The organism is Streptomyces sp. CNZ301 (assembly GCF_004217425.1).
In genome coordinates, this window is the sequence record NZ_SHLG01000001.1 from 4,370,493 (window position 1) to 4,393,148 (window position 22,656).

At 69.4% G+C, this 22,656-nt stretch carries 18 protein-coding genes and 1 pseudogene; 10 read left to right on the forward strand and 9 right to left on the reverse strand.

From position 1 onward, the window contains the following. Positions 1-96: 96 nt before the first annotated feature. Positions 97-828 (forward strand): GOLPH3/VPS74 family protein, encoded by a 732-nt coding sequence (locus EV375_RS18840; protein ID WP_130300462.1) that lies wholly within the window; start codon positions 97-99, stop codon positions 826-828. Between the two features lie 73 nt (positions 829-901). Here EV375_RS18840 and EV375_RS18845 read toward each other — a convergent pair whose 3' ends face one another. Both EV375_RS18845 and EV375_RS18850 read right to left on the reverse strand, forming a co-directional pair. Then, positions 902-1,885, reverse strand: coding sequence for an alpha/beta fold hydrolase (locus EV375_RS18845; protein WP_130300463.1), 984 nt, complete (start codon positions 1,883-1,885; stop codon positions 902-904). A 141-nt stretch (positions 1,886-2,026) separates the two neighbouring features. Next, entirely contained in the window at positions 2,027-3,556 is a 1,530-nt protein-coding gene (locus tag EV375_RS18850) for a serine/threonine-protein kinase (protein ID WP_130300464.1), read from the reverse strand. An 862-nt stretch (positions 3,557-4,418) separates the two neighbouring features. Between EV375_RS18850 and EV375_RS18855 the strand changes: the two genes are divergently transcribed. Continuing rightward, complete coding sequence (locus EV375_RS18855) at positions 4,419-5,486, forward strand: YVTN family beta-propeller repeat protein (RefSeq protein WP_130300465.1); 1,068 nt, start codon at positions 4,419-4,421, stop codon at positions 5,484-5,486. A gap of 483 nt (positions 5,487-5,969) precedes the next feature. Further along, on the forward strand, positions 5,970-7,040 hold the full coding sequence (locus tag EV375_RS29200) for a hypothetical protein (RefSeq protein ID WP_165434772.1): 1,071 nt from the start codon (positions 5,970-5,972) through the stop codon (positions 7,038-7,040). Positions 7,041-7,338: 298 nt separating this feature from the next. On the opposite strand, the gene EV375_RS18870 is transcribed toward EV375_RS29200, so the two are convergent. Both EV375_RS18870 and EV375_RS18875 read right to left on the reverse strand, forming a co-directional pair. After that, complete coding sequence (locus EV375_RS18870; RefSeq protein WP_130300468.1) at positions 7,339-7,974, reverse strand: class I SAM-dependent methyltransferase; 636 nt, start codon at positions 7,972-7,974, stop codon at positions 7,339-7,341. Between the two features lie 188 nt (positions 7,975-8,162). Next, on the reverse strand, positions 8,163-9,113 hold the full coding sequence (locus EV375_RS18875) for a hypothetical protein (protein ID WP_130300469.1): 951 nt from the start codon (positions 9,111-9,113) through the stop codon (positions 8,163-8,165). Between the two features lie 119 nt (positions 9,114-9,232). Here EV375_RS18875 and EV375_RS18880 point away from each other — a divergent pair, with 119 nt between their 5' ends. The 3 genes from EV375_RS18880 to EV375_RS18890 all read left to right on the forward strand — a co-directional run bounded on the left by EV375_RS18880 (position 9,233) and on the right by EV375_RS18890 (position 12,406). Further along, on the forward strand, positions 9,233-9,496 hold the full coding sequence (locus EV375_RS18880) for a heavy-metal-associated domain-containing protein (RefSeq protein ID WP_130300470.1): 264 nt from the start codon (positions 9,233-9,235) through the stop codon (positions 9,494-9,496). A 67-nt stretch (positions 9,497-9,563) separates the two neighbouring features. Next, positions 9,564-11,828: a heavy metal translocating P-type ATPase gene (locus tag EV375_RS18885; protein ID WP_130300471.1), complete on the forward strand. Its 2,265-nt coding sequence runs from the start codon at positions 9,564-9,566 to the stop codon at positions 11,826-11,828. Positions 11,829-11,914: 86 nt separating this feature from the next. Continuing rightward, entirely contained in the window at positions 11,915-12,406 is a 492-nt protein-coding gene (locus EV375_RS18890) for a DUF4396 domain-containing protein (protein ID WP_130300472.1), read from the forward strand. Between the two features lie 256 nt (positions 12,407-12,662). On the opposite strand, the gene EV375_RS18895 is transcribed toward EV375_RS18890, so the two are convergent. From EV375_RS18895 to EV375_RS18915, 5 genes are all read right to left on the reverse strand, one after another. Continuing rightward, positions 12,663-13,967, reverse strand: a complete 1,305-nt coding sequence (locus tag EV375_RS18895) for an MFS transporter (RefSeq protein ID WP_130300473.1) — start codon at positions 13,965-13,967, stop codon at positions 12,663-12,665. After that, positions 13,964-15,076, reverse strand: a complete 1,113-nt coding sequence (locus EV375_RS18900; protein ID WP_130300474.1) for a PLP-dependent cysteine synthase family protein — start codon at positions 15,074-15,076, stop codon at positions 13,964-13,966. Before EV375_RS18900 ends, EV375_RS18895 begins: the two co-directional genes overlap by 4 nt. Positions 15,077-16,792: 1,716 nt before the next feature. Further along, positions 16,793-18,061 carry an MFS transporter gene (locus tag EV375_RS18905; RefSeq protein WP_486588574.1) on the reverse strand — a complete coding sequence of 423 codons (1,269 nt, stop codon included), beginning with the start codon at positions 18,059-18,061 and terminating at the stop codon, positions 16,793-16,795. A 7-nt stretch (positions 18,062-18,068) separates the two neighbouring features. Continuing rightward, a complete protein-coding gene (locus tag EV375_RS18910; protein ID WP_130300476.1) occupies positions 18,069-18,524 on the reverse strand; it encodes an ArsI/CadI family heavy metal resistance metalloenzyme in 456 nt (151 codons plus the stop codon). A 17-nt stretch (positions 18,525-18,541) separates the two neighbouring features. Continuing rightward, positions 18,542-19,915 carry an NAD(P)-binding domain-containing protein gene (locus EV375_RS18915; RefSeq protein WP_130300477.1) on the reverse strand — a complete coding sequence of 458 codons (1,374 nt, stop codon included), beginning with the start codon at positions 19,913-19,915 and terminating at the stop codon, positions 18,542-18,544. A 122-nt stretch (positions 19,916-20,037) separates the two neighbouring features. Between EV375_RS18915 and EV375_RS18920 the strand changes: the two genes are divergently transcribed. From EV375_RS18920 to EV375_RS29790, 4 genes and pseudogenes are all read left to right on the forward strand, one after another. Next, the gene (locus tag EV375_RS18920; protein ID WP_130300478.1) at positions 20,038-21,096 is read left to right on the forward strand and encodes a flavin-containing monooxygenase; all 1,059 of its coding nucleotides are present in this window, start codon (positions 20,038-20,040) and stop codon (positions 21,094-21,096) included. A gap of 40 nt (positions 21,097-21,136) precedes the next feature. Then, positions 21,137-21,493: a metalloregulator ArsR/SmtB family transcription factor gene (locus tag EV375_RS18925; RefSeq protein ID WP_130300479.1), complete on the forward strand. Its 357-nt coding sequence runs from the start codon at positions 21,137-21,139 to the stop codon at positions 21,491-21,493. Between the two features lie 118 nt (positions 21,494-21,611). Continuing rightward, positions 21,612-21,953, forward strand: coding sequence for a metalloregulator ArsR/SmtB family transcription factor (locus EV375_RS18930; RefSeq protein WP_130300480.1), 342 nt, complete (start codon positions 21,612-21,614; stop codon positions 21,951-21,953). Positions 21,954-21,958: 5 nt separating this feature from the next. After that, a pseudogene (locus tag EV375_RS29790) lies at positions 21,959-22,627 on the forward strand (methyltransferase domain-containing protein); the annotation flags it as partial. Positions 22,628-22,656 lie beyond the last annotated feature (29 nt).

Genomic DNA, 22,656 nt, shown 5'->3' on the forward strand with positions numbered 1-22,656 from the left:
GCGGGAGCCGTCGCGCGGTTCGACCACCCGCCTGCGTACCAGCTGACAGTGGGCCGGCCCGCCCGCCCCCTGCGCTGGAGAAGGGAAAGCAGTCACATGTCTGTGCGTTCGCGGCAGCACCTGTCCCTGCCCGAGGAGTTCGTCCTGCTCTCACACCTGAGCAACGGCAAGGTGCATGGCTCCGCCCGGGCGGTGATCGGATGCGCGGCGGCCGAGCTGGGCGAACTGGCGCTGCGCCGCAAGCTACTGGTCCGTTCCGGGAAGTCGAAGTGGTTCGGCTACGACGTCCTCCGCCTGCACAGCGTCGAGATCGAACTGCTCGACACCCGCCCCACCGGTCTCGCCTGGGCCGACACGTTACTGGCCGAGCTGCATCAGCACGCTTCCGCTTCCAAACGCGGGCGCGTCCGCCTCCACTGGTGGTTCCGGCGGCACCAGCAGGCGTTCTCACTGCACCGCGCCGCGCTCGCCGAGCGCGGCGTACTGCGACCCCGGCACGGCGGTCAGACCGGTCTCGTCCGCGCGAGGCAACGCCTGTACGCCCACGAGGAGTTGCGCGACGCGCTCATCGCGGAGGTCCGTGCCGCCGTCAACGGGCAGAGCCACATGGACGAACACATGCTGTTCCTGTGCGACCTTGTGGAGACCGTGAGGTTGAGCAGGGACTTGGGTGCCGAGATGAGCCTGCGCCAGAGGCTGGACCGCGCTCGTGGCGTCGGTGCGGCGGAGTCGCTCCCCGAAGAGCTACGAGACACCAGTTCGGCGCTCATCGCGCTGGTGCCGACGCAGGACAGCGACGTGCGGTACGGCCGTCGCCTCCGAGTCTGACGTACCGCTTCGGTGTGAACGGCGGAATGCCGGTCGTCCCTCAGGCAGGACGCCCCGGCCGCACGGCGGGTCTTCAGCCGGACAGGGACGCGAGCCAGGCGGTCAGGATCTGGTTGACCTCGTCCGGGCGTTCCTGCTGGATCCAGTGGCCGCAGCCGTCGAGGAGGTGTGAGGAGACCAGGCCGGGCAGGGTGGTGGGGTACGCCTCGATCGCGTCCGCCAGCCAGGTTGTGGACGCGTCGAGAGTGCCGCCGATGAACAGGGAAGGCTGAGTGACTGGGGCGCCGTCGAATTCGGCGAGGTCTTCCCAGTCGCGGTCCATGTTCCGGTAGCGATTGAGCGCCCCGCTCATGCCCGTCCGCTCGAACTCCGCTGCGTAGACGTCGAGGTCGTCCTCGCTGAGCCAGGCCGGCCGGCCCGCTGGGAACCGCTCGCGCAGCGTCCCGCCCCGGCTCACGAAGTGCGGGTCAGGGGCATCGGCGGCGGGCATGGTGTCGGCGGAGAAAGCGGCGTAGAAGCCGGAGAGCCAGCCGCGGACGTCCGGTTCGATCTCGGCCTCGGCCCGTCCGGGTTCCTGGAAGTAGCTGACGTAGAACTCCTCGTCGCCGCCCATCCGCGCGAAGATGTCGCTGGGCCGGGGGCCGCCGCGCGGGGCATAGGGCACGCTAAGGAGCGCGACCGCGTGGAAGACGTCGGGACTGATCAGGGCGGCGTTGGCGGCGATGGCCGAGCCCCAGTCGTGGCCCACGATCACAGCCGACTCCTCGCCCAGGGCATGCACCACGGCAACGCTGTCCTCGACCAGTGCGGGCATCCGGTACGCGGCCACATCATCGGGCTTGGAGGAACGGCCGTAGCCGCGGACGTCGACCGCGACTGCTCGGTACCCGGCCTCGGCCAGCACCGGAAGTTGGTAGCGCCAGGAGTACCAGGACTCTGGAAATCCGTGCACCAGCAGCACCAGCGGACCGGTTCCCTGCTCCACCAGGTGGATCTTGCCGGCTGGTGACGAGATCAGGTGATGTGTGCCTTGCCTGTAGGGGGCCGGCTGGGACATGAGTCCTCCAAGGCTTTCGAGGTGCCTGTGCTGAGAGCGGTCACGTGCGGACGGCGGCGCCGCCGCGAGTCTTCGCGTCGTTCCGGCGACGGGTTCCGCCCGCGTGCGACGGGCACTCGTCGTTCTCCGGGACGCAGTTGGTCAGTGGTAGCGGTTGCCCGCGAAGTTGTGCAGCGCCGTCTCGAGGCTCTGCGCGCGGGTGCGGTTGTCCCTCTTCCAAGGGGAGGCGATCGTGCACTTCAGGACGCCTGCGCCGGCACGCAGCGGGGGCGGGATCTCGGTATTCGCCTTCGCCTTGAGCGCCGCCGTCAAGGTGAGTGCCCGCTCGTTCCTCTTCCTGTCGAACTCGAGGGACGCGATGTCCCGCCAGGGCACGGTCAGAGTGTGCGGGCCGTGGCGCACCGCGAGCCCGTCAGGTCCTACGTGCAGCGCCCTGGCCCGAAGGAGCGGCAACGAGACCCTCAGTCCTTGGAGCACGAAAAGCAGCGTGATCACCAGCGCGTACGCCAACATGACCGGGACCTTGTCGAACAAGAGCGCCATCGACAGGAGCAGGCCGTCAACCGTCAACGCGAGCCCGATCGGCCGTCGCATACGACGCCAGAACACATCCGGGCCCCACTGCTCCGCCGCGAACGAGTTGCCGGACGGCGAGCCCCTGGTCTGCAAGCCGACCCGCGCATTCCACGGGTCCCTCGCGGATGGCCTGATCGCGGCAGTCGAGGTGGCTGAACTCCGTTGCTGCGGACCGCTGGTCGCCAGCGTGTCCACCTGTGGAGCGCCCTTCCTCCCGTCCATCCACGGGTCCGCCTCGATGTCGCTCGGCACAGGGCGCGGAGCGGCGACCGCCGGCTGCTGGTGTGCGAGGCGGGAGACGAGTTCAGCGGCGGCGGGGCGGTCCTCCGGTGCCTTGCGCAGGCAGTCCTGCGTCAACTCCCGCAGGCCGCAAGGCATTGCGCCGAGATCGGGTGCCTCGTACACGACGCGGAACAGCAGGGCGTGAGAAGGCCCGTCGCCGAAGGGTCCGGTGCCCGTGGCCGCGTGGACGAGCAGCGAGCCGAGGGAGAAGACGTCCGCCGGCGGTCCTGCCGGCTGCCCCAGTGCCTGTTCGGGCGACATGAAACCCGGCGTACCGAGGATCGTTCCTGCCCTGGTCAGATCGGTGCTTCCGGCTGTCTCCAAGGTCTCCAGCGCCTTGGAGATGCCGAAGTCGATGACCCTCGGACCGTCGTCCACGAGCAGGACGTTGGAGGGCTTGAGGTCGCGGTGCACAAGGCCCGTCTTGTGGAACGACGCGAGCGCCTCGGCCAGTCCACCGGCGAGCCTGCGCACCTCCCCCTCGTCCAACGGGCCGTGCCGGGAGACACGTTCGGCGAGCGAAGGGCCGTCAACGTACTGACTCGCGATCCACGGCATGGCGGCGTCCGGGTCGGCGTCGACAACCTGCGCGGCCCAGAATCCGCCCGCACGCATGGCGAGCTCGGCCTCCCGCCGGAAGCGTTCGCGGAAACCGGGAGAGCACGCCAGGTCCTCCCGCACCACCTTCACGGCAACCCGTCGCCCGCCGGGGGACTCACCCAGGAACACCCGGCCCATCCCGCCCGAGCCGAGGCGGAAGGTCAACCGGTACGCGCCTACGGCCCGCGGGTCCCCGGCTTCCAGCGGCTGCATCAGATCCCCCCAAGTCGACCGTGACCCCACAGCCTGTGTGTTCCGCGCTCACGTCAGTGATGTCGCCTCTGACGGCTCATTGGTTCCCTCTACCGGCTCGACGGGCCGGACGAACGAGCGGGCAATCCTGCCCGGTTCGCCCTGCCTGCGGCGTCCACCGGAGGGCCGCTGCCGGCGGAGCATGGCGTACGTCTGTCCTGCAGACCACGTCCGTCCTGCAGACCACGTCTGTCCTGCAGACCACGTCCGTCCTGCAGACCATGGTGATCCGCGGCGCTGTCTCGGGTCGGTCGGCCACCGTCTTCCGGGAGTCGACGAACGGTCCGTGGGCGGTCTTGATCCGGACGCCGACCGGGAGTTCCGAGCACTCGTTCTCGCCGTTGGACTCCCGGTTGGGGTCAAGGGGTCGTCGTGAGACCGCATGCCGCACAGCATGGCGGCCCTCCATTTTTTCGTCAATGGTTCGGAAAAAATGACGAGGGATACCAGCCATCCCTGTGCTGCGCCTCCCGAACGGGAGGTCTTCGACGCGGCGAGGCCGCCCCTTCCTCGCTATGTCGCCGTCGACGGCACGACCGGCGAAGTACCGAGCTGGGCGTCTGGGCGGGCGGGTACCGGTGGGCGTCCAACTGCTCAGGCGTTTGGTTCGTCGCCGGTGCTGAGTTCGCCGACGGGTGCGTCGACGAGTGAGAGTCGAAGTCTCGACGGGCGATCACCGCGGGCGGCGGCATCCTCCTGGCCGAGGGGTGTCGGTCGTCCGTACGGCCCCAGGCGGACGATCTCGGATCGTCTCGGAAGATACCGGCACATAGCGTGACAATAGCCATCGCCAGTTCGCCGTCGTGCACTACAGGAGGTCGTCGTGTCGGATATCGAGGAGCACAGAGCACCAGAACGGGGAAACGCCGGGAGACGTCATGGCGGTGATCGCTCGTGGTGGCCGGTGGTGCGGGCCTGGGTGGCGGGACTGGCTGTACTGGCGGGCCTGACGGTCCCCCTTGCCGCGGCAACGCCCGCCGCCGCGGGCGACGACCACAGCCGCGCCTACGTCACCAACTTCGACAGCGACACCGCGTCGGTGATCAACACCAGGACCAACACCGTCGACACCACCATCCCCGTCGGCGACAGGCCGACCTACGTGGCCATCACCCCGGACGGCCGCCGCGCCTACATCAGCAACAACAACGTCGACACGGTGACTGTGGTCGACACGAAGAGCAACAAGGTCATCGACACCATCCGCGCCGGCGACGCGCCCTTCGAGGTGGCCTTCACCCCGGACGGCCGCCGCGCCTACGTCGCCAACTTCCTCGGCGACAACGTGTCGGTGATCAATACCAAGACCAACAAAATCATCGCCACCATCCCCGCCGGTGATGGCCCCGCCGGCGTGGCCATCACCCCGGACGGCCGCCGTGCCTACGTCACCAACGAGAACTCCGACAACGTGTCGGTGATCGACACGAAGACCAACCGTGTCATCGCCACCACCCCCGTCGGTAACGGTCCCGTCGGCGTTGCTACCACCCCGGACGGCCGCCGTGCCTACGTCACCAATCTCCTGGGCGACACCGTGTCGGTGATCAACACCAGGACCAACACCGTCACCGCCACCATCCCCGTCGGCAACGGGCCCGCCGGCGTGGCCATCACCCCGGACGGCCGCCGTGCCTACGTCACCAACCGCGACGACGACACCGTGTCGGTGATCAACACCAGGACCAACACCGTCACCACCATCATCCCCGTCGGTAACGGTCCCGTCGGCGTTGCTACCACCCCGGACGGCCGCCGTGCCTACGTCGCCAACGAGAATTCTGACAACGTGTCGGTGATCAACACCAAGATCAAGGAAGTCACCACCACCATCGGCGTCGGCGACAGGCCCTTCGACGTGGCCATCACCCCGCAACGGCCACGTGGGTGACCAGGGCTCTGAGGATGTGCCGGTGATCAGCGCCAGGACCGGCATCGTCACCATCGCGCTCCGGGCGACCCGCAGTAGGTGGCAGTGCCCCCCTCGGGGAGTGCACGTTCATGCAGTCGCCCACGCCCCCCGCTGATCAAGGCGAACACTCTGCTCCCCCGTCGTGGCCTTGCCGTCGCGTAGTTCGTATATCCCAGGCCGTTGCTCTCCTTCGTCCGTGGAACCCCGGTGCTGTCGGTCGCGCCGGGGTTCCACGTGTCTCACAGCCGGGTGGGCCGGGCCCTTGCCGGCGGTGCGCAAGAAGGATGCCGGCGGGGGCGGGTTGGGTGTGCGAGGGCCGGAGCCGTTCGGCGGTAGGCCAGGTGAAGCCAGGCCCGTCCGCGGCTACGCGTGGAACGTCATCTCGTCATTCCGGTTCACCAGCATCGCCGCTGGCGCCGGTGACGTGCCGTTTCACTCTCCAACGCCAAGGAAGGCGTAGCCATGAAGATCATCTTGCGGTCCGGTGCCGTGAGCGCCGCGGTCGGTGTGGGGCTGTCCCTCTCGATCCTGCCGGCTCTCCCGGCCAACGCGGCCGGGGGGACCAACGTGGGGTGCAATGACATCCCCGCGCTCAAGGCCGCGATCACCTTCGCCAACACCCACCCCAACACCGGCATCAACCTCGCGCCCCACTGCACCTACACCCTCACCGCGCCCGACAACGCGGACGACGGGCTTCCGGAGATCACCGGGGATGTGACCATCTCCGGCCGTGACACCACCATCCGGCGCGCGCCGAGCGCGACGCAGGACTTCCGCATCTTCCACGTCGTCTCCGGCGGCAACCTCACTCTGAACTCACTCTCCGTCAGCGGCGGACGTCTCTCGGCCGCCGACTCCATGGGCGGCGGCGTCGCGAACACCAACGGCACGCTGAACTTGAACCGCTCCGTCATCAAGGGCAACGAGGCTTCGCAAGGTGGCGGCGTCCACAACTTCGGCGGACGCCTCAACCTCAACCGCACCACCGTCGAGCGCAACACCAACACCACAGTGGGCGCCACCGCTGGCGGCGGCGTCTTCAACACGGACAGCGGCACGATGACGATGAAGGGCGGGTCCCTGGTCAACAACCGGTCCCCGATCGGCAATGGCGGCGGTCTGGAGAACATCCGCAACGCCACCGCTCACCTGTACTCCGTGTCGATCAGGGGGAACACCGCCCTTCTGGGCGGCGGCATCCGTCAGACCCAAAACGGCGTCCTGCGTCTCACGTCCACCACAGTCCGCGACAACATCGCCGTGTCAGGCGCGGGCCTCTCGAACCTCGACTCCACAGCAACTCTGGTTCGAAGCCTGGTCACGCGGAACACGGCCATCGCCAACGGTGGAGGCATCGACAACCCGGCCCCCAGCCAGGTCACCCTCATCGACAGCAAGGTCATCCGCAACGCCCCGGACAACTGCACGCCCGCAGGCAGCGTCCCCGGATGCACCAACCCCGCCGGCACCATCGCACCGCCGAGCACGCCTGCGCCCCCGGCCGGCGGAGACAGCAAGACCCGCCTGTGAACTGCCGAGGCTGAAACCCACGAGCGGCTGAACTGCAGCACGGGGCGAGGCCCACTGGCTCGTCGCGCACAGGTGAATGACGAAGAAGGGCGGGACCCATGCCCTGGGTCCCGCCCTCGGCTGGACGAGCTCCAGCTCGTCGACGTCGCTGCGGCCGTGCGCGGCTCACCACCACCGCTCTCCCGATCGCAAAGCGCCGCGGCCTCACGCGGTACGGGTGGCGTGCAGCAGGAGAGCCGAGGGCCGAAGCGCTTCGATGACCTGCCCGTGGACGCAGCAGCCGGAGTTTGAGGGCGGCTCACTCCGCGGACGCGCGTCCGATGACGCACGGAGAGGACGGATTGAGGCGGCCGTTGATGGCGAAATCGAAGTGGTGCACCGTCTCGATGGCCAGCCCGTTCCGTACCAGGGCCGATTCCGGGTCGCGGCTGAGATGGCAATTACCGCCCAGCCTCGGCCAGATGAGGTCCAGGGCGCGCTGCATCCTCGCGAACCGCCGCCGGCCGGAGCGGATGTGCTCGTAGAAGCGCAGCTGCCCGTCCGGCCGCAGCACGCGACGGATTTCAGTGACGGCGCGGTTCACGTCTCGCACGGAGCACAGCACGAGGGAAACGATCACAGTGTCGAACGCATCGTCCGGAAACGGGAGTTGCTCGGCCCTGCCGGATACTACCTCCACCGGGAAGGGGGCCTCCTCGGAGGCCCGCCGTGCACGCGCGCGCAGCCGCGGCTCTGGTTCGACGGCGACGAGACTCTCGACGGTGGGAGGGTAGAAGGGAATGTTCGCACCGGTGCCGGCGCCGATCTCCAGAATCCGGCCTCCGACACCGTCGAGCAGTTCTTCTCGGTGAGCCGCGGCTCCATGTGCCTGCGCGAACCGCTCGATCCGCGGGTAGATGCGTGCGAATACGGGGTGGGAGATGTCCTTGGGCATGCGTGCTCCTTGCTTCACGGTTTGCTCGGCCGGCCTCCGGCGAGGCTCGGAGGCCGGGTTGCTGTGGCGTGACTGCGCCTGGGTCGCAGAGCTGAACGGGTTCGCGGTCCGCTCGTGAATCGCTGATGAAGCTCCCTCCTGGGTGCCTGGTGTGCGTCGCTGCGTTTCCGCGTCCGCCCTGGCCCGGGTCAGTGGTCGTGCCCGTCGTCGGTGGGAGTCTCCCCTCGCGCAGCCGTCGACGGCTCGCCATCCGCGCCGACGGTGAAGGCGGCGGTGCGCACCTTCCCTTCGTGCTTGAAGTCCAGGAAGAGCCGATATGTTCCGTCGCTGGGGGCGGTGGCAGTAAAGGACACGGTGGGTCCGGGCTTCGTGCCGCCGTCGCCCGGTTCGCCGTTGGGGTGAACGTGGAGGTACGCGAGGTCGCCGGAGCGCAGAGCCACCAGGTGCCCGAACGCGCCGAGGTGGGGCTGAAGGTCGGTGACCTCCCTGCCGTCCTTGCTGACCTCGAATCGCAGCTCTTGTGCGGCTCCGGGGCGCAGCCGGCCCTTGAGGGCCACGGTGTACCCGTCGACCGTGGCGGTACGGGCTGGGCGCGGCGGTGCGCTCGGTTCGTAGTCGCCGGAGGCGGACAGGTCCGCGCCGAGGGTGAGATTGCCCGCCCCCTTCCTGGCGGGGGTGAAGTCGGCGAAGAGCCGGTAGTCGCCCGCCTCGGGCAGGTCGGCGGGCGTGCTCCAAGTGCCGTCCGGTGCCCGTTCCGGGTGCAGGTGCCGGTAGGTGCTGAGATCGCGGGAGGCGAGGATCAGGTGCAGCTCCTTGTCGTGCTTCCGTCTGAAGTCCTTGACCGCACGGCCCTCGCTGTCCCGTACGACGAAGCGCAGGTCGCTGCGGCGTTCGGCTTCGAGGCGGGGGGTTTCGAGATCGAGCGTGTATCCGCTCTCGGAGATCCGCAGCCCGCCGGCCGGGTCGTCCGATCCCTCCCTGTCCGTCGAATCCGAGGTGCCTTCCTGGTGGCCGGCGTGCGCTGTCGTCGGCTCGGAGCGGGAGGCGACGGGCTCCATGCCCGCTCCGACGAAGTAGGCGGTAGCGAACGAGGCCGCCAGGGCGGCGGTGAAGGCGGTGATTCTCGCTCCGGTGTTCATGGCGGCTCCTGGGTGACCGGCTTGCTCATCGATAGGGGGTGGGGGTATATGTGAGAACGTACAGCAAATACCCCTGAGGGGTATAGCCGAGTCCCGCTCCGACACCTGAGGGAGATCCCATGTCGTCCTGCTGCACCCCAGACGGCAGCTGCCACACCGACGGCACCACCACCGTGTACAACGTGTCCGGCATGACCTGCGCCCACTGCCGCGCCGCGGTCACCGAGGCCATCGGCGGACTGGACACGGTGCGGTCGGTGACCGTCGACGTGGACGCGGGTCGCGTCACCGTCACCACCGGCGGCGAACCCGACGACGCGCTGATCGCCAAAGCCGTCGATGACGCCGGATACGAACTCACCGGCCGAGCAGCCACCGCCTGACCGCCGGCCACCGGGGCGCGTGCACTCGCCGCGCCCCGGCGCCGCCCGTCCAGTTCGAGGAGCAGTGATGACAACCACGGTCCCTGAAACAGCCGGGGTCGAACTCGCCATCGGCGGGATGACCTGCGCCTCGTGCGCCGCCCGGATCGAGAAGAAGCTCAACCGCATGGACGGTGTGGAGGCCACCGTCAACTACGCGACGGAGAAAGCCAAGGTCACCTACGGCGAGGGCGTCGCCGTGGAAGATCTGATCGCCACGGTCGAAGCGACCGGCTACACGGCCGCTCTGCCCGCGCCCGTACCGACCGACACGGCGACCGCCGACGACGGAGTCAGATCAGAGCCGGAAGAGGCCGGGGAGCTGCGCTCTCTGCGCCATCGCCTCCTGACCTCCGTCGTCCTGGCCACCCCCGTCGTCACGGTGGCGATGGTCCCGGCGTGGCAATTCCAGTACTGGCAGTGGCTCTCCCTCACGCTCGCGGCGCCCGTCGTCACCTATGCCGCCTGGCCCTTCCACCGCGCGGCATGGACGAACGCACGTCACGGCGCGGCCACCATGGACACCCTGATCTCCGTCGGTACCTCGGCGGCGTTTCTCTGGTCCCTGTGGGCGCTCTTCTTCGGCACCGCCGGTGTACCCGGCATGACGCACCCCTTCGAGTTGACCGTCGCCCGCACCGACGGCGCCGGGAACATCTACCTCGAGGCCGCCGCCGGCGTCACCGCCTTCATCCTCGCCGGGCGTTACTTCGAGGCTCGTTCCAAGCGCAAGGCCGGTGCGGCCCTCAGGGCGCTGCTCGAGCTGGGCGCCAAAGAAGTCACCGTGCTGCGAGCAGGCAATGAACAGACCGTGGCCATCGAAGAGTTGGTGGTCGGCGACCGGTTCCTGGTCCGTCCGGGGGAGAAGATCGCCACGGACGGCACGGTCGTCGAAGGCGCCTCAGCGGTCGACACCTCGATGCTGACCGGCGAATCCGTCCCCCTCGACGTCACCACCGGCGACAACGTGACCGGGGCCACCATCAACGCCGGCGGGCGGCTGATCGTCGAGGCCACCCGTGTCGGTACGGACACCCAGCTCGCGCGAATGGCCAAGCTGGTCGAGGACGCGCAGAACGGCAAGGCCGCCGCACAGCGCCTCGCCGACAGGATCTCCGCGGTGTTCGTCCCCGTCGTCATCACACTGGCCATGGGCACGCTCGGCTTCTGGCTGGGGAACGGTGCTGGGCTGACTTCCGCGTTCACGGCGGCCGTCGCGGTGCTGATCATCGCCTGTCCCTGCGCCCTCGGCCTGGCGACACCGACAGCCTTGCTGGTGGGGACCGGACGCGGCGCTCAGCTCGGCATCCTCATCAAGGGCCCCGAGGTCCTGGAGAACACCCGCAGAGCCGACACCGTGGTCCTGGACAAGACCGGAACCGTCACCACCGGTGTGATGACACTGCTGGCGGTGCACACGGCCGACGGCACCACCCAGGACGAGGCGCTGCGCCTGGCGGGGGCGCTGGAGCACTCGTCCGAGCACCCCATCGGCCGCGCCGTGGCCGTCGGCGCCACCGCGGAAGGCAGCGCGCTTCCCGTACCCGAGGACTTCGCCAATGTCCCCGGACTCGGCGTTCAGGGCATCGTCGAGGGACACGAAGTCCTCGTCGGCCGCGTCAAGCTCCTTGCCGACCGGAGGATCGAGCTGCCGACCGTGCTGGAACGAGCCGTCGTGGACGCCCGGGCCGCCGGGCATACGGCCGTCACCGTGGCCTGGGACGGCGAGGCCCGTGCTGTCTTCGAAGTCGCGGACGCCGTCAAGACGACCAGCCCCGAGGGGGTCCGCCGGCTGCGCGCCCTGGGACTCACCCCGGTCCTGCTGACCGGCGACAACGAGGCGGTTGCCCGCGCCGTGGCGGCTGACGTCGGGATCGACGAAGTGATCGCGGAGGTGATGCCGCAGGAGAAGGTCGATGTCATCAAGAGGCTCCAGGGCGAAGGCCGTTCGGTCGCCATGGTCGGCGACGGCGTGAACGATGCGGCGGCCCTGGCCCAGGCCGACCTGGGGCTGGCGATGGGCACCGGCACCGACGCCGCCATCGAGGCCGGAGATCTGACTCTGGTGCGCGGGGACCTGCGGGCGGCGGCGGACGCCATCCGACTGGCCCGCAGCACGCTCGGCACCATCAAGTCCAACCTCTTCTGGGCCTTCGCCTACAACGTCGCGGCACTGCCGCTCGCGGCCGCCGGCCTGCTGAACCCCATGATCGCGGGGGCGGCCATGGCCTTCTCCTCGGTCTTCGTCGTCAGCAACAGCCTGCGCCTGCGGCGATTCCGGGCAGCCACCTGACGGCCCGGACAACGTCACATCACGCCCGATCCAGTCCGATGACGGGCACTGCACAGCGACCCCGCTCGATCGGCAAGGAGTACTTCATGAATCACACTTCCCACCAGGCCGGCGCGGCCGGCGAGAGCGGACAGTCGCAGGGCCACGCGCCATGGGGCACCGCCGCCAAGGCGACCCTGCACTGCCTGAGCGGCTGCGTCGTGGGCGAGATCCTGGGCATGGCCATCGGCACGGCGCTGCTGTGGAACAACATCCCCACGATGATCCTGGCAATCGCGCTGGCCTTCCTCTTCGGCTATTCCTTCACGATGTACGCGGTGCGCAAGGCGGGTCTCCGCCTCAAGGCCGCGATCCGCGTCGCCCTCGCCGCCGACACCGTGTCCATCGCCGTCATGGAGCTGGTGGACAACGTCATCATCGCCATGACCCCGGGAGCGATGGACGCCGAGCTGTCCGAGAGTCTTTTCTGGTCCGCGCTGCTGGGCGGCTTCGCCGTTGCCTTCCTGATCACCACACCCGTGAACAAGTGGATGATCGGGCGCGGCAAGGGGCACGCCGTTGTGCACGCCTATCACTGACGTGCGGAGCGGCACATTCCTTGCCGCAGCCGACGCGGCGAACCTGCGTGACGACGAACGCGGTCGTACGCCGTCCCGTCAGTCCCGCCCGCAGACAGTTCCGGTACTCCCGGCGGTCACGCGGAGAGCCTTCCCTCTCGCCTCGTCCCTGCACAGGTATGGCGCCGCAGGCCGACGAGCGCGAAGGGATCGGAGCTGAGTCTGCACCCCGGGGGGGCGCGCCGAGCGACGCCCCCCGGGGGCTCCGGGTCGACTGTCAGGCGGTCGCCGGCTCCGACTCCGGCCGCCGCGCGGGCGTTGCCAGGCGCCCGGAGCGGTGCAGCCCGTAGAGAGAGGCGGCGCAGACGGTGCCGAGTGCGCACAGGCAGAGCCACGGCAACGCGGGAACGCCGGCCGCACGCGCCGCGTCCAGGGACGCGCCGGTCAGCAGGTTTCCGAGGGTGATACCGATGCCGCAGATGGTGTTGTACAGCCCGTAGTGGGTGGCCACCAGCCGATCACCCGAGAGCCGCACGATGGTGTCCATCTCGAACGGGTAGGCCGTCATCTGTCCCAGGGCCAACAGCAGCGCTGCCAGGGTCGGCGGCAGCGCCGCCACCAGCCACAGCCCCACGCCCCCGTCCGGTACGGGCACGGCCATGGCCAGCAGCAGCGGCACGAACGCCAGCCCCATCAGCGAGAGTCCCCAGGCGAGTGCTTGCCCGGGCTCCATCCGGGCCTTGCACCACGCCGTCAGCTTCGTCTGACCGAGGATCGTGCTCAGCCCGGAGACGGCGAAGAGCAGCGCGACCCCCGAGGTGCCGAAGGCTCCCTCGCCCGCCAGCCGCCGTACTTCCAAGGGGAGGGCGAGATACACCTGGAAGGACAGGACGTATGCGCCGATCATCGCGACGGAGAACAGCAGGAACGGGCGGTTGGATAGGATCCCGCGCCACTGCGCGAACACGCCGTCTCGTCCCCCGGACCGGCTGCTCCCGGTGTCCTTGGCCCGGCGGGCGGGCAGCGCACGGATCTGCACGATGCTCAGGACCGCGAAGATGCCGGCCGAAACCAGGCAGGTGACGCGGAAGTTCACGCCTGTCAGCAGCATGCCCACCACCGGGCCGAGAAGGATCCCCGCCTGGTAGAAGACGTTGAACAGCGCGAACGCCTCCACACGGCGCTCTCCGGTGTCCGCTGCCAGATAGGCCCGTACCGCGGGATTGAACAGTGCCCCGGCCAGGCCCGTCGCTGCGGACGCGGCAAGGAGTGCGGGCAGTGAATCGACGAGCCCGAGCGTGGCGAAACCGACGGTACGGAGCACGCAGCCGGCCACGATCATCGGCTTGTAGCCGAGCCGGTCGGCCAACGTGCCTCCGACCAGGAACATGCCCTGCTGGCTGAAGTTGCGTACTCCCAGGACGAGTCCGACCAGCCAGCCGGCCAGCCCGAGGGTTCCGGAGAGGTGCTGTGCGAGATAGGGCATCAGCATGTAGAAGCCGAAGTTGATGGTGAACTGATTCACCATCAGCAGCTGCACACTGCGCTCGTAGGAACGCAGTTGCGTGAGAGTGCTCTTCACTGTGCCTCCCCGCCGACGTCGGAGACCCTGGCACGGGAGGCGAGCGGGTCTGCAACGGTGGTGCACCGGGTCCAGCGGTGGATCTCCTTTTCATCGGGGCGGCCCAACACCTCCGGCGCGACCGCGGGTGGCGCCTCGAGCAGTCCGTGTGCCGCGCAGTAGGTGTCGTCGTAGACCGTCTCCAGATATCGCTGAGGGCCGTCGGGGAAGACGGCGGCGATGCGCGTGCCCGCAGGGAGAGTACGGGCAAACCAGCCGGCGACGAGGGCCACGGCGCCGACGCTCCATCCGCCGGTGGCGTAGTGCGAGGACGCCAGCTGCCGACAGGTCCACACCGCTTCGGAAGGGGCGACCCAGTGAACCTCGTTGAACTGCTCGTAGGCGATGTTGCGGGGATAGATGCTGGAACCCAGGCCACGCATGAGCCTCGGGCGAGCAGGCTGGCCGAAGATGGTCGATCCGATGGTGTCGACGCCGACGAGCCGAAGCTGCGGATAGAACTGGCGCAGCACGTGCGAAATGCCGGCCGAGTGACCGCCGGTGCCCACGCTGCACACCAAGACGTCGATGTGGTCCAGCTGGGAGGCGAGTTCGAGAGCCAGCGGGAGGTAGGCGCTGATGTTGTCGGGGTTGTGGTACTGGTCGGGACACCATGATCCGGGGTGCTCCTCCAGGATTTGGGCGACCCGGTCTCGTCGGGCCTGCTGCCAGCCGCCGGTCGGATGGGGTTCGGCGACGACATCGACGCAGGCGCCGTAGGCCGTGAGCAGCCGGGTCATGGACGACTCCAGGCCGGGGTCGGTGACCAGGGTGACGGGGTGCCCGTGCACCAGTCCGGCCAGGGCAAGTCCCAGTCCGAGGGTGCCGCTGGTGGATTCGACGATTCTGCCGCCGGGAAGCAGTTCGCCGCGGGCACGTGCCCGTTCGACCATGTGCAGGCCGGGGCGGTCCTTGATCCCCCCGGGGTTGAAGCCCTCCAGTTTCGCCCAGAAGCCACGATGTCCGACGGGGGAGAGTGGTTCCGACACCCAGAGGACGGGGGTGTTGCCTACGAGCGCGCCCAGGGCCGGGCGCGTGGGGGTGACGGCAGTAGTGGTCAGTGACTGCATTCGTTTCGCTCTCATTCGATGGCGCGCAGTGCGGGTAGGCGGATTCACCTCGCGCGCCGTCACCGCGGAGCGGGCATGGGCAATCCCCGCTGCGGTACGGCACGCGGCAGCCGGTGAGCCGGCTGCGAGGGGAGATCTAGATGCGCCAGAGGCAGACGTCTGCGAGCAGTGACCGGCCCGACCGAGGTACCGGCCGTCCGGCTCCCCCGGTGGCTGACGGTGTCTGCGAGAGTGCCGGAAAGGCAGCCACGCTGAGTGTCGTGGTGGTCTTCGCGAGCGCCGGCGCCTTGTCCACCGGCTGGACGGGCCGGTAGAGCGCGCTGGCGACGCAGTTTCCGGCGTGATGCTCCTCCTGCGGGGCGTCCGTTCCCGCGGTGGCTGTCACTGAGGCAGCGGCAGACGCCCTCGGCGGGTGATGGTGTGCACCATCGGGCTGACCCTGCGACGCGCAGCAGCACATGAGCAGCGAGACCAGCACGCAGCCCAGCAGCAGCGGAATCAGCCGCGGCAGAGAATGCGGGCGCGGAATCGCCGCGCCGACACGGCCGGACGGTAGGGGGTGAAGCCTCATCGGCCCTCCAGCCGCCGTCACACGCTGCCACACGGGGGCGACGACAGTACGAGATGAGCAGGTGGTTACAGAGCTCACCGCGAGTCAGAGCCGGACCGGGACAGCCGAGACCGCACTCGGACCCATCGCGGCAGTTGGAGATCCCCCGGTGTGAGCACTATCGGTGTTCAATCCATAGCCCTGAGTGACGGCGAGGGGGAGCCGAATCCTAGACCTGCTGAACCACGGAACACTTCGAAGTCGCCGGGTTGATGGCCGGACCCGGGCCCGGCACGGGGTCCTTCGCGGCAGCGCCCGTGCAATGCGAGCCCCAAGCGAGAGGCGCAAGGCAAGGAGCGTCCAAGGCGGGTTCCTGCTGTGGCTGGCCGGACACACACTCTTCCCCGGCATGGCCCGGATCGTGGTCGTGGCCGTGGCCGTTGGTGTCTTTTGCACCGAGCTGGGCCGACGACTCCGCAGCGGCAGTGCCGTGTCCATCATGAGGAGCTGCCGCCGGGGACGCTGCGAAAGCGCTGGCCTTCCCATGGCCTTCGGCGCTGTCAACGCTCAACCCGTGGGTGATCACGAGCGAGAAGAGCAGCATGGCCAGCCACAACAGACGTGACGGGCCCGCAGATGCGGGGGCCCGCTGCACGCGGGGTGGTGGCCAGGCCGTAACCATGCCGTGATCCTAACGGGTTCTCAGCGGTGAGCTCTCACACTCCTCTTGAACGTTCCGTTAATGACAAACGACGTGACAGGCGGGCGGGGCTCGCCTGTGTCGTCGCGGAGGCACCCCTCCTGGTGCGACAGCTCCTGCTTGAAGATCTCCGGTTGTGGCGGGCGGGGTTGATCGCGCTGGGAGCAGGCAGATCGTCCCGGTGGCGGTGCCTGGTCCCTGCGGGAGCCACGCAGTCCTCGACAGGGCCGGCAAGGGCACCCGGGTGCAGGTCGGGAGCGGACGTGGAGTGCATCAACTGCCGGTGAATTCCGAGCGCTTCGGAGAGCAGGCTTGCAACGGCCCTGCGGAGAAGCGGAGTACGAGCCCGCTCAAGGCAACCCGCGGAGCCCGCTCAAGGCAACCCGCGGAGCCCGCGAAGCCCGCGGAGTCAGTCGGAGTCGGAGTCGGAGATGGAATCGGAGTCGGAGTCGGCCATCTCGTCGTGTCACCGCACGCACGGTGGACCGGCCTCGGGCGCCCGTGGAGTTCCACCGAGCGCCAGTACGGCACTGAGTACCGAGACGGCGGCCAGGGTGAGGAAGAGTGCCGGGTATCCGCCCAGGGGGCCGGCGAGGGCGGCGCCGGCGAAGGGAGCGAGGCCGGTGGCGACGGTGACGGGGGCGGTGAGGATGCCGCTGAGCTTGCCGTAGTGCCGGGTGCCCCAGCGGTCGGTGACGGCGGTGGCGTGCAGGAGCGTGAGGTTGCCGCGGACCATGCCGACGCCGACGGCGAGGGCGATCAGGAGGGTCACCGGTCCGGGGACGACGGCGAGCGTCGCGGTGGTGACACCCCCGGCCGCGATGAGGACGCTGGTGCGGGTGGTGACACCGGTACGGCGCGCGAAGGGCGCGTAGAAGATGCGGCCCAGGGTCTGGCCGAGGCCGCCGAGCCCGAGTGCCCATGCCGCCTGCGTGGACGTGGCGCCGCGTTCGTTCAGCAGGGGGACGATGCCGATCACGACGGCGAACGACGAGCACGCGGAGAGCGTCAGTGCGACGGTCAGCAGTACGAAAGGCCGGGTGCGGGCGACCGGCCTTCTGGGCTTCGCCTTCGGGTCGGGCTGCTGTGTCGCCTGCGGGGCGTCGGGCGCGGGAGGCCAGGGGGCGCGCAGGGCGAGCGCGTGGGCGGGGACGGTGACCGCGGCGAGGATCACGGCCAGAGTGGCGTACGCGGCGCGCCAGCTCATGTGCTCGACGAGCGCGGCAGTGATCGGAGCGAAGACGGTGCTGGCCAGCCCGCCGGCGAGGGTCAGGATCGTCAGCCCCCGGACGTGGTCGGGGCCCCACCAGCGGGTGACGGCGGCGAAGGCGGGAGGGTAGAGCGTCCCGGCCATGGCGACTCCGGCGCACAGCCAAGCCCCGGCGAATACGCGGAAGTCGGGGGCTGCGGCGACGGCCAGTACCGATGCCGTGCCGAGGACGGAACCGGCTGTCATCACGGTGCGTGGGCCGCGCCGGTCCAGCACGCGTCCCACGGGGATTCCCACGACAGCGCTGACGAGCAGGGCGGCGGAGAAGGCGCCCGTGGCTGCGGTGCCGGACCAGCCTGTCTCGGCCGTCAGGTGGGGCAGGAGTACGGGGAAGGCGTAGTAGAGGACGCCCCAGCTGGTGATCTGGGTGACGCACAGAGCGGGCAGGGCGAAGCGGGGCTGCGGCCGGTCCCCCGTACCGGTCGCGGCCCCGCTTGTGCTGCCGCTGGTGTGAAAGCCGGTCACCCGGGCGTCAGCAGCAGCCGGAGGTGACGGCAGCACGGTCGGAGGCGGTGTTGCCGTCCGCACAACACGTGCTGTCCTCCTGCTTGGTGAGGGATTCGGCATCCGCCTTGACGACGTAGACCTCCCAGGGCTCCTTGCCGGGCCCGTGGACCCAGACCTTGTCCTGGAGGGCGTAGCAACAGGTTGTGTCGCTCTCCTCCGTTGTGGCCAGTCCCGCCTCGCTCAGCCGGGCGGTGGCGGCGTTGACGGCCTCGGAGGACTCGACCTCGACTCCCAGGTGGTCCATGCGGGTCTCCTCCCCGGCCCGTCCCTCGATGAGGACGAGCTTGAGCGGGGGCTCGGTGAGCGCGAAGTTGGCGTATCCGTCGCGGAGTTTCGCGGGCTCCGAGCCGAAGAGCCTGCTGTAGAAGGCCACGGACGCCTCCAGGTCGGGGACGCGGAGCGCGAGTTGTACGCGTGACATGCTGCACCTCCTTGGATTCAGCGGCCGCTGGTCGCGGCCGGGGGTTCGAGATCTGCGGTCTGCACGGTGGCCGGCGCTGCGCAGCAGCCACCTCCTTCGCCTTCGGCTTCTCCCTGTCGGGCCTCCGGCTCGTCGAAGAGTCCGGCGCCGCCGCACACTCCCGTCTCCGGCAGCGTCAACTCGACGCGCTCGGCGGCCTCCTGGTCTCCGGCGAGTGCTGCCGCGACGGATCGGACCTGTTCGTAACCGGTCATCGCGAGGAAAGTCGGAGCGCGGCCGTAGCTCTTCATGCCGGCGAGGTAGAAGTCCGGCTCGGGGTGGGCCAGTTCGCTCGCCCCATGGGGGTACACGGTGCCGCAGGAGTGGACGTTGGGGTCGATCAGCGGCGCCAGCTCCACCGGAGCCTGGAGGCGTTCGTCCAGGCCGAGACGCACCTCGTCGAGGAAGGACAGGTCGGGGCGGAGGCCGGTCAGCACGATGACCTCGTCGACGGGTTCGAGACGGTGGCCGTCGTCGGCGACGAGCACGATGCGCCCGTTCTCCCTCTCGACTCCCGACGTACGAAATCCGGTGACCGCCTCGGCGTACCCGTCCTCGACTGCGGCCTTGGCGCGCAGGCCGAGCGCGCCGCGGGCGGGAAGCTGGTCGGCCTCGCCGCCGCCGAAGGTGCCCTCGCCGACACCTCGCCGCAGGACCCAGGCGGTGCGGGTGCCCGGGTGTTCCCTTGCGAGATCGGCGAGACCTGCGAGCGCGGTGAAAGCGGAGGCACCGGAGCCGATCACGGCCGTGCGCTTTCCCGCGTAACGGGCCCGTACGGCAGGGTCGTTGAAGTCGGGGATGCGGTAGGTGATCCGGTCGGCGGCGGCGTGCTCACCGAGAGCGGGCAGACCGTCGCCGCCGAGAGGGCTCGGGGTCGCCCACGTGCCGGACGCGTCGATGACGGCGCGTGCTGTCACACGCTCTTCGCGGCCGTCGGCCGTGACGAGGTGGACGGTGAAGGGCCGCTCCTCCCGGTCGGCGTCGACGACGCGGTCCCGTCCGCTGCGGGAGATTCCGGTGACGCGGGCCCCGTAGCGGACGCGGTCCCCGAGTGCGTCGGCCAGCGGCTGAAGGTAGCGCTCGGCCCAGTCGCCGCCGGAGGGATAGGCGGAGCCGTCGGGGCGGACCCAGCCGGTGGGAGCGAGGAGCTTCTCGGCGGCCGTGTCGACGACCTCGGCCCAGGGCGAGAACAGCCGCACATGGCTCCACTCCCGCACGGCGGTACCCGCACTGGGGCCGGCCTCCAGGACCAGCGGATTCTGGTCCCGCGCGACGAGGTGAGCCGCGGCGGCCAGGCCGGTCGGCCCGGCTCCGATCACCACGGTGGGCAGAGCGGCGGTGGGCTCGTTCACGGCGACTCCCCAACTTGCTTCGACGTTTGTCTATGGCTTGCCCTGTCAGCATCACACCTGTTTCGATGTCTGTCAACATAGACATTCATCGAAACAAGCACTCAGTGAACCAAGGATGGACGATGGAGAACTTCGACGTGGTGATCATCGGCGGTGGGCAGTCCGGCCTGGCCGCGGCTCATGCCCTGCGGCAACGCGGGCTGCTGCCGGTCGTGCTGGAGGCGTCCAAGCAGGCGGCCGGGTCCTGGCCGCGCTACTACGACAGCCTCACACTCTTCTCCCCGGCTCGGTACAGCTCGCTGCCGGGGTTGCCCTTCGGCGGTGACCCGGACCGCTATCCCCACCGGGACGAGGTGATCGCCTACCTCCTGCGCTATGCGGACCGGCTGGACGTGGAAATCCGCACCGGTCGGCGCGTGGGAAGCGTCCACCGCGACGGCGAGGGATTCACCGTTCACCTCGACGGCGGAAGACGGCTCGGTGCGCGGGCCGTCGTCGCCGCCACTGGCAGTTTCGGCCGTCCCTGCCGCCCCGGTCTGCCGGGCCTGGACTCCTTCACCGGAGCCCTGCTGCACGTCGCGGACTACCGCACCCCCGAACCGTTCGCGGGGCAGCGAGTCGTCGTGGTCGGCGCCGGCAACTCCGCCGTGCAAGTAGGGGCGGAACTCGCCGAGCGCGCCCGGGTCACCCTTGCGAGCCGAGCCCCTGTGCGCTGGGCCAAGCAGCGGCCCTTCGGCGGCCGTGACCTGCACTTCTGGCTCACCGCCAGCGGCCTGGACACGGCACCCCTGGGACGCTTCATACGCAACCCGCCCACCCAGATGGTCATCGACGACGGCCGCTATCGGGCAGCGCTCGAGGCCGCCGCCCCCGACCGCCGCCCGATGTTCAGCAGGATCGAGGGCTCCAAGGTCACCTGGAGCGACGGAAGCGCCGAGGATGTCGACACCCTCCTGCTTGCCACCGGGTACCGTCCCGACCTCGGCTGTCTGGCACCGCTGGGGGTCCTCGGCGAGCAGGGGCTCCCGCTGCAACGCGATGGCGCTTCCCTCGTCGATCCGGCTGTGGCGTACGTGGGCCTGGAGTGGCAGCGCAGCCTGGCGTCGGCCTCGCTTCGCGGTGTCGGACGGGACGCCCGGCGCATGGCACGGCGTCTCTCGGCGCATCTCGCCGGGACGTAGAGCCAGGACCCGTCTGTTCGATGCGTGTCAAAATAGACGTATGTCGAATGCGAAGGCGTTGCCGCTGATACGGACAGACGTGGAGCCGTGCTGTCCGCCGCTGGACGAGCGGCCGTTGACACCTGAGGAGGCGGAGCGGGCGGCCGCGATGTTCAAGGCGCTCGGCGACCCGGTGCGGCTGCGGCTCTTCTCCCAGATCGCCTCGCACGCCGGCGGTGAGGCGTGTGTGTGCGACATCTCCGACGTAGGCGTCTCGCAGCCCACCGTCAGCCATCACCTGAAGAAGCTTCGTGAGGCCGGGCTCCTGACCTCGGAGAGGCGGGGTACGTGGGTGTACTACCGAGTCGCTCCGAGTGTGATGGCGTCCATGGCGCGGAGTTTCTCCGCCTCCGGCTGATCAGCGCCCGATCGGCACCGTGAGGCGGTTCAGCGCGCGGATGCCGTGCCCGGTCGCGGCGCCATCCACAGTTCCGGGCATTTACGTCCGAGTCTTCATCGTTTATCGTCGATAAACGATGAAGACCATTCGGCCTCTCGACCGCGGCACCGCCCAGGAGTACGCCTCCTGGTTCAAGGTGCTGGCCGATGCGACCCGGGTCCAGATCGTCTCGCTGCTGGCTCGTCGCGGGCAGCCGATGAGTGTCGGCGCGATCGTCGACGCCGTGCACGTGGGGCAGTCCACCGTCTCAGCCCACCTGAAGCAGCTCGCCGAGGTCGGCTTCGTCCTCGTCGAGAACGCCGGAACGGCCAGCTACTACCGGATCAACGACGAGTGCGTGACCTGCTTCCCCTCGGCCGCCGACGTCGTCATGGGGCGTCCCGCACCCGGTTCGCTGCCCGGCACGAGTGAGGAGTGACCGTCATGTCCGGCTCGCAGCAGGCACCAGCCGGTGACCGGCTGGAGGATGTCACCAGCCGCTACGGAGCTCTCGCGCGCGCCGCCGCGGCGGGGGAGCGGATCGTCGACTGCGGAGAGGACGCCTTCGCCGAAGGGTGCTTCGGAGCTGCCGGATACGCACAGTCCACAGACCTGCCGGAAGGCGCGCTACGGGCCAGCCTCGGTTGCGGCAATCCCGTCGCCGTCGCTCCCCTCGCTCCCGGCGACTGCGTGCTGGACCTCGGATCGGGCGGGGGCATCGACGTACTGCTCTCCGCCCGGCGCGTCGCACCTGACGGCACGGCATACGGCCTCGACGCCACCGCAGAGATGGTCTCCCTCGCCCGCGCCAACGCCCGGCAGGCGGGCGTGGAGAACGTGGAGTTCCTGCACGGCAGGATCGAGGAGATCCCGCTGCCGGACGCGCATGTGGAGGCGGTCATCTCCAACTGCGTGATCAACCTGTCCGCGGACAAGCCCCGAGTGCTGGCGGAGGCCTACCGGGTGCTTTGGCCGGGCGGTCATTTCGGCGTCAGCGACGTCCTCGCCCACCCGGGACTCAGTGCGGCTCAACGTGCCGAGGCCGAGCGGGTCACCGGCTGCGCCACCACGCTCACGGCCGAGGAGTACCGGGAGTTGCTGCTGGCCGCGGGGTTCACCTGCATCGATATCGTCCCGACGGC

Bases quoted from the DNA above. Each gene is read 5' to 3' on its own strand.
- EV375_RS18900 (WP_130300474.1), bottom strand. From the start codon at position 15,076: ATGCAGTCACTGACCACTACTGCCGTCACCCCCACGCGCCCGGCCCTG.
- EV375_RS18910 (WP_130300476.1), bottom strand. From the start codon at position 18,524: ATGTCACGCGTACAACTCGCGCTCCGCGTCCCCGACCTGGAGGCGTCC.
- EV375_RS18840 (WP_130300462.1), top strand. From the start codon at position 97: ATGTCTGTGCGTTCGCGGCAGCACCTGTCCCTGCCCGAGGAGTTCGTC.
- EV375_RS18880 (WP_130300470.1), top strand. From the start codon at position 9,233: ATGTCGTCCTGCTGCACCCCAGACGGCAGCTGCCACACCGACGGCACC.
- EV375_RS18850 (WP_130300464.1), bottom strand. From the start codon at position 3,556: ATGCAGCCGCTGGAAGCCGGGGACCCGCGGGCCGTAGGCGCGTACCGG.
- EV375_RS18890 (WP_130300472.1), top strand. From the start codon at position 11,915: ATGAATCACACTTCCCACCAGGCCGGCGCGGCCGGCGAGAGCGGACAG.
- EV375_RS18920 (WP_130300478.1), top strand. From the start codon at position 20,038: ATGGAGAACTTCGACGTGGTGATCATCGGCGGTGGGCAGTCCGGCCTG.
- EV375_RS18930 (WP_130300480.1), top strand. From the start codon at position 21,612: ATGAAGACCATTCGGCCTCTCGACCGCGGCACCGCCCAGGAGTACGCC.
- EV375_RS18870 (WP_130300468.1), bottom strand. From the start codon at position 7,974: ATGCCCAAGGACATCTCCCACCCCGTATTCGCACGCATCTACCCGCGG.
- EV375_RS18885 (WP_130300471.1), top strand. From the start codon at position 9,564: ATGACAACCACGGTCCCTGAAACAGCCGGGGTCGAACTCGCCATCGGC.
- EV375_RS18925 (WP_130300479.1), top strand. From the start codon at position 21,137: ATGTCGAATGCGAAGGCGTTGCCGCTGATACGGACAGACGTGGAGCCG.
- EV375_RS18845 (WP_130300463.1), bottom strand. From the start codon at position 1,885: ATGTCCCAGCCGGCCCCCTACAGGCAAGGCACACATCACCTGATCTCG.
- EV375_RS29200 (WP_165434772.1), top strand. From the start codon at position 5,970: ATGAAGATCATCTTGCGGTCCGGTGCCGTGAGCGCCGCGGTCGGTGTG.
- EV375_RS18875 (WP_130300469.1), bottom strand. From the start codon at position 9,113: ATGAACACCGGAGCGAGAATCACCGCCTTCACCGCCGCCCTGGCGGCC.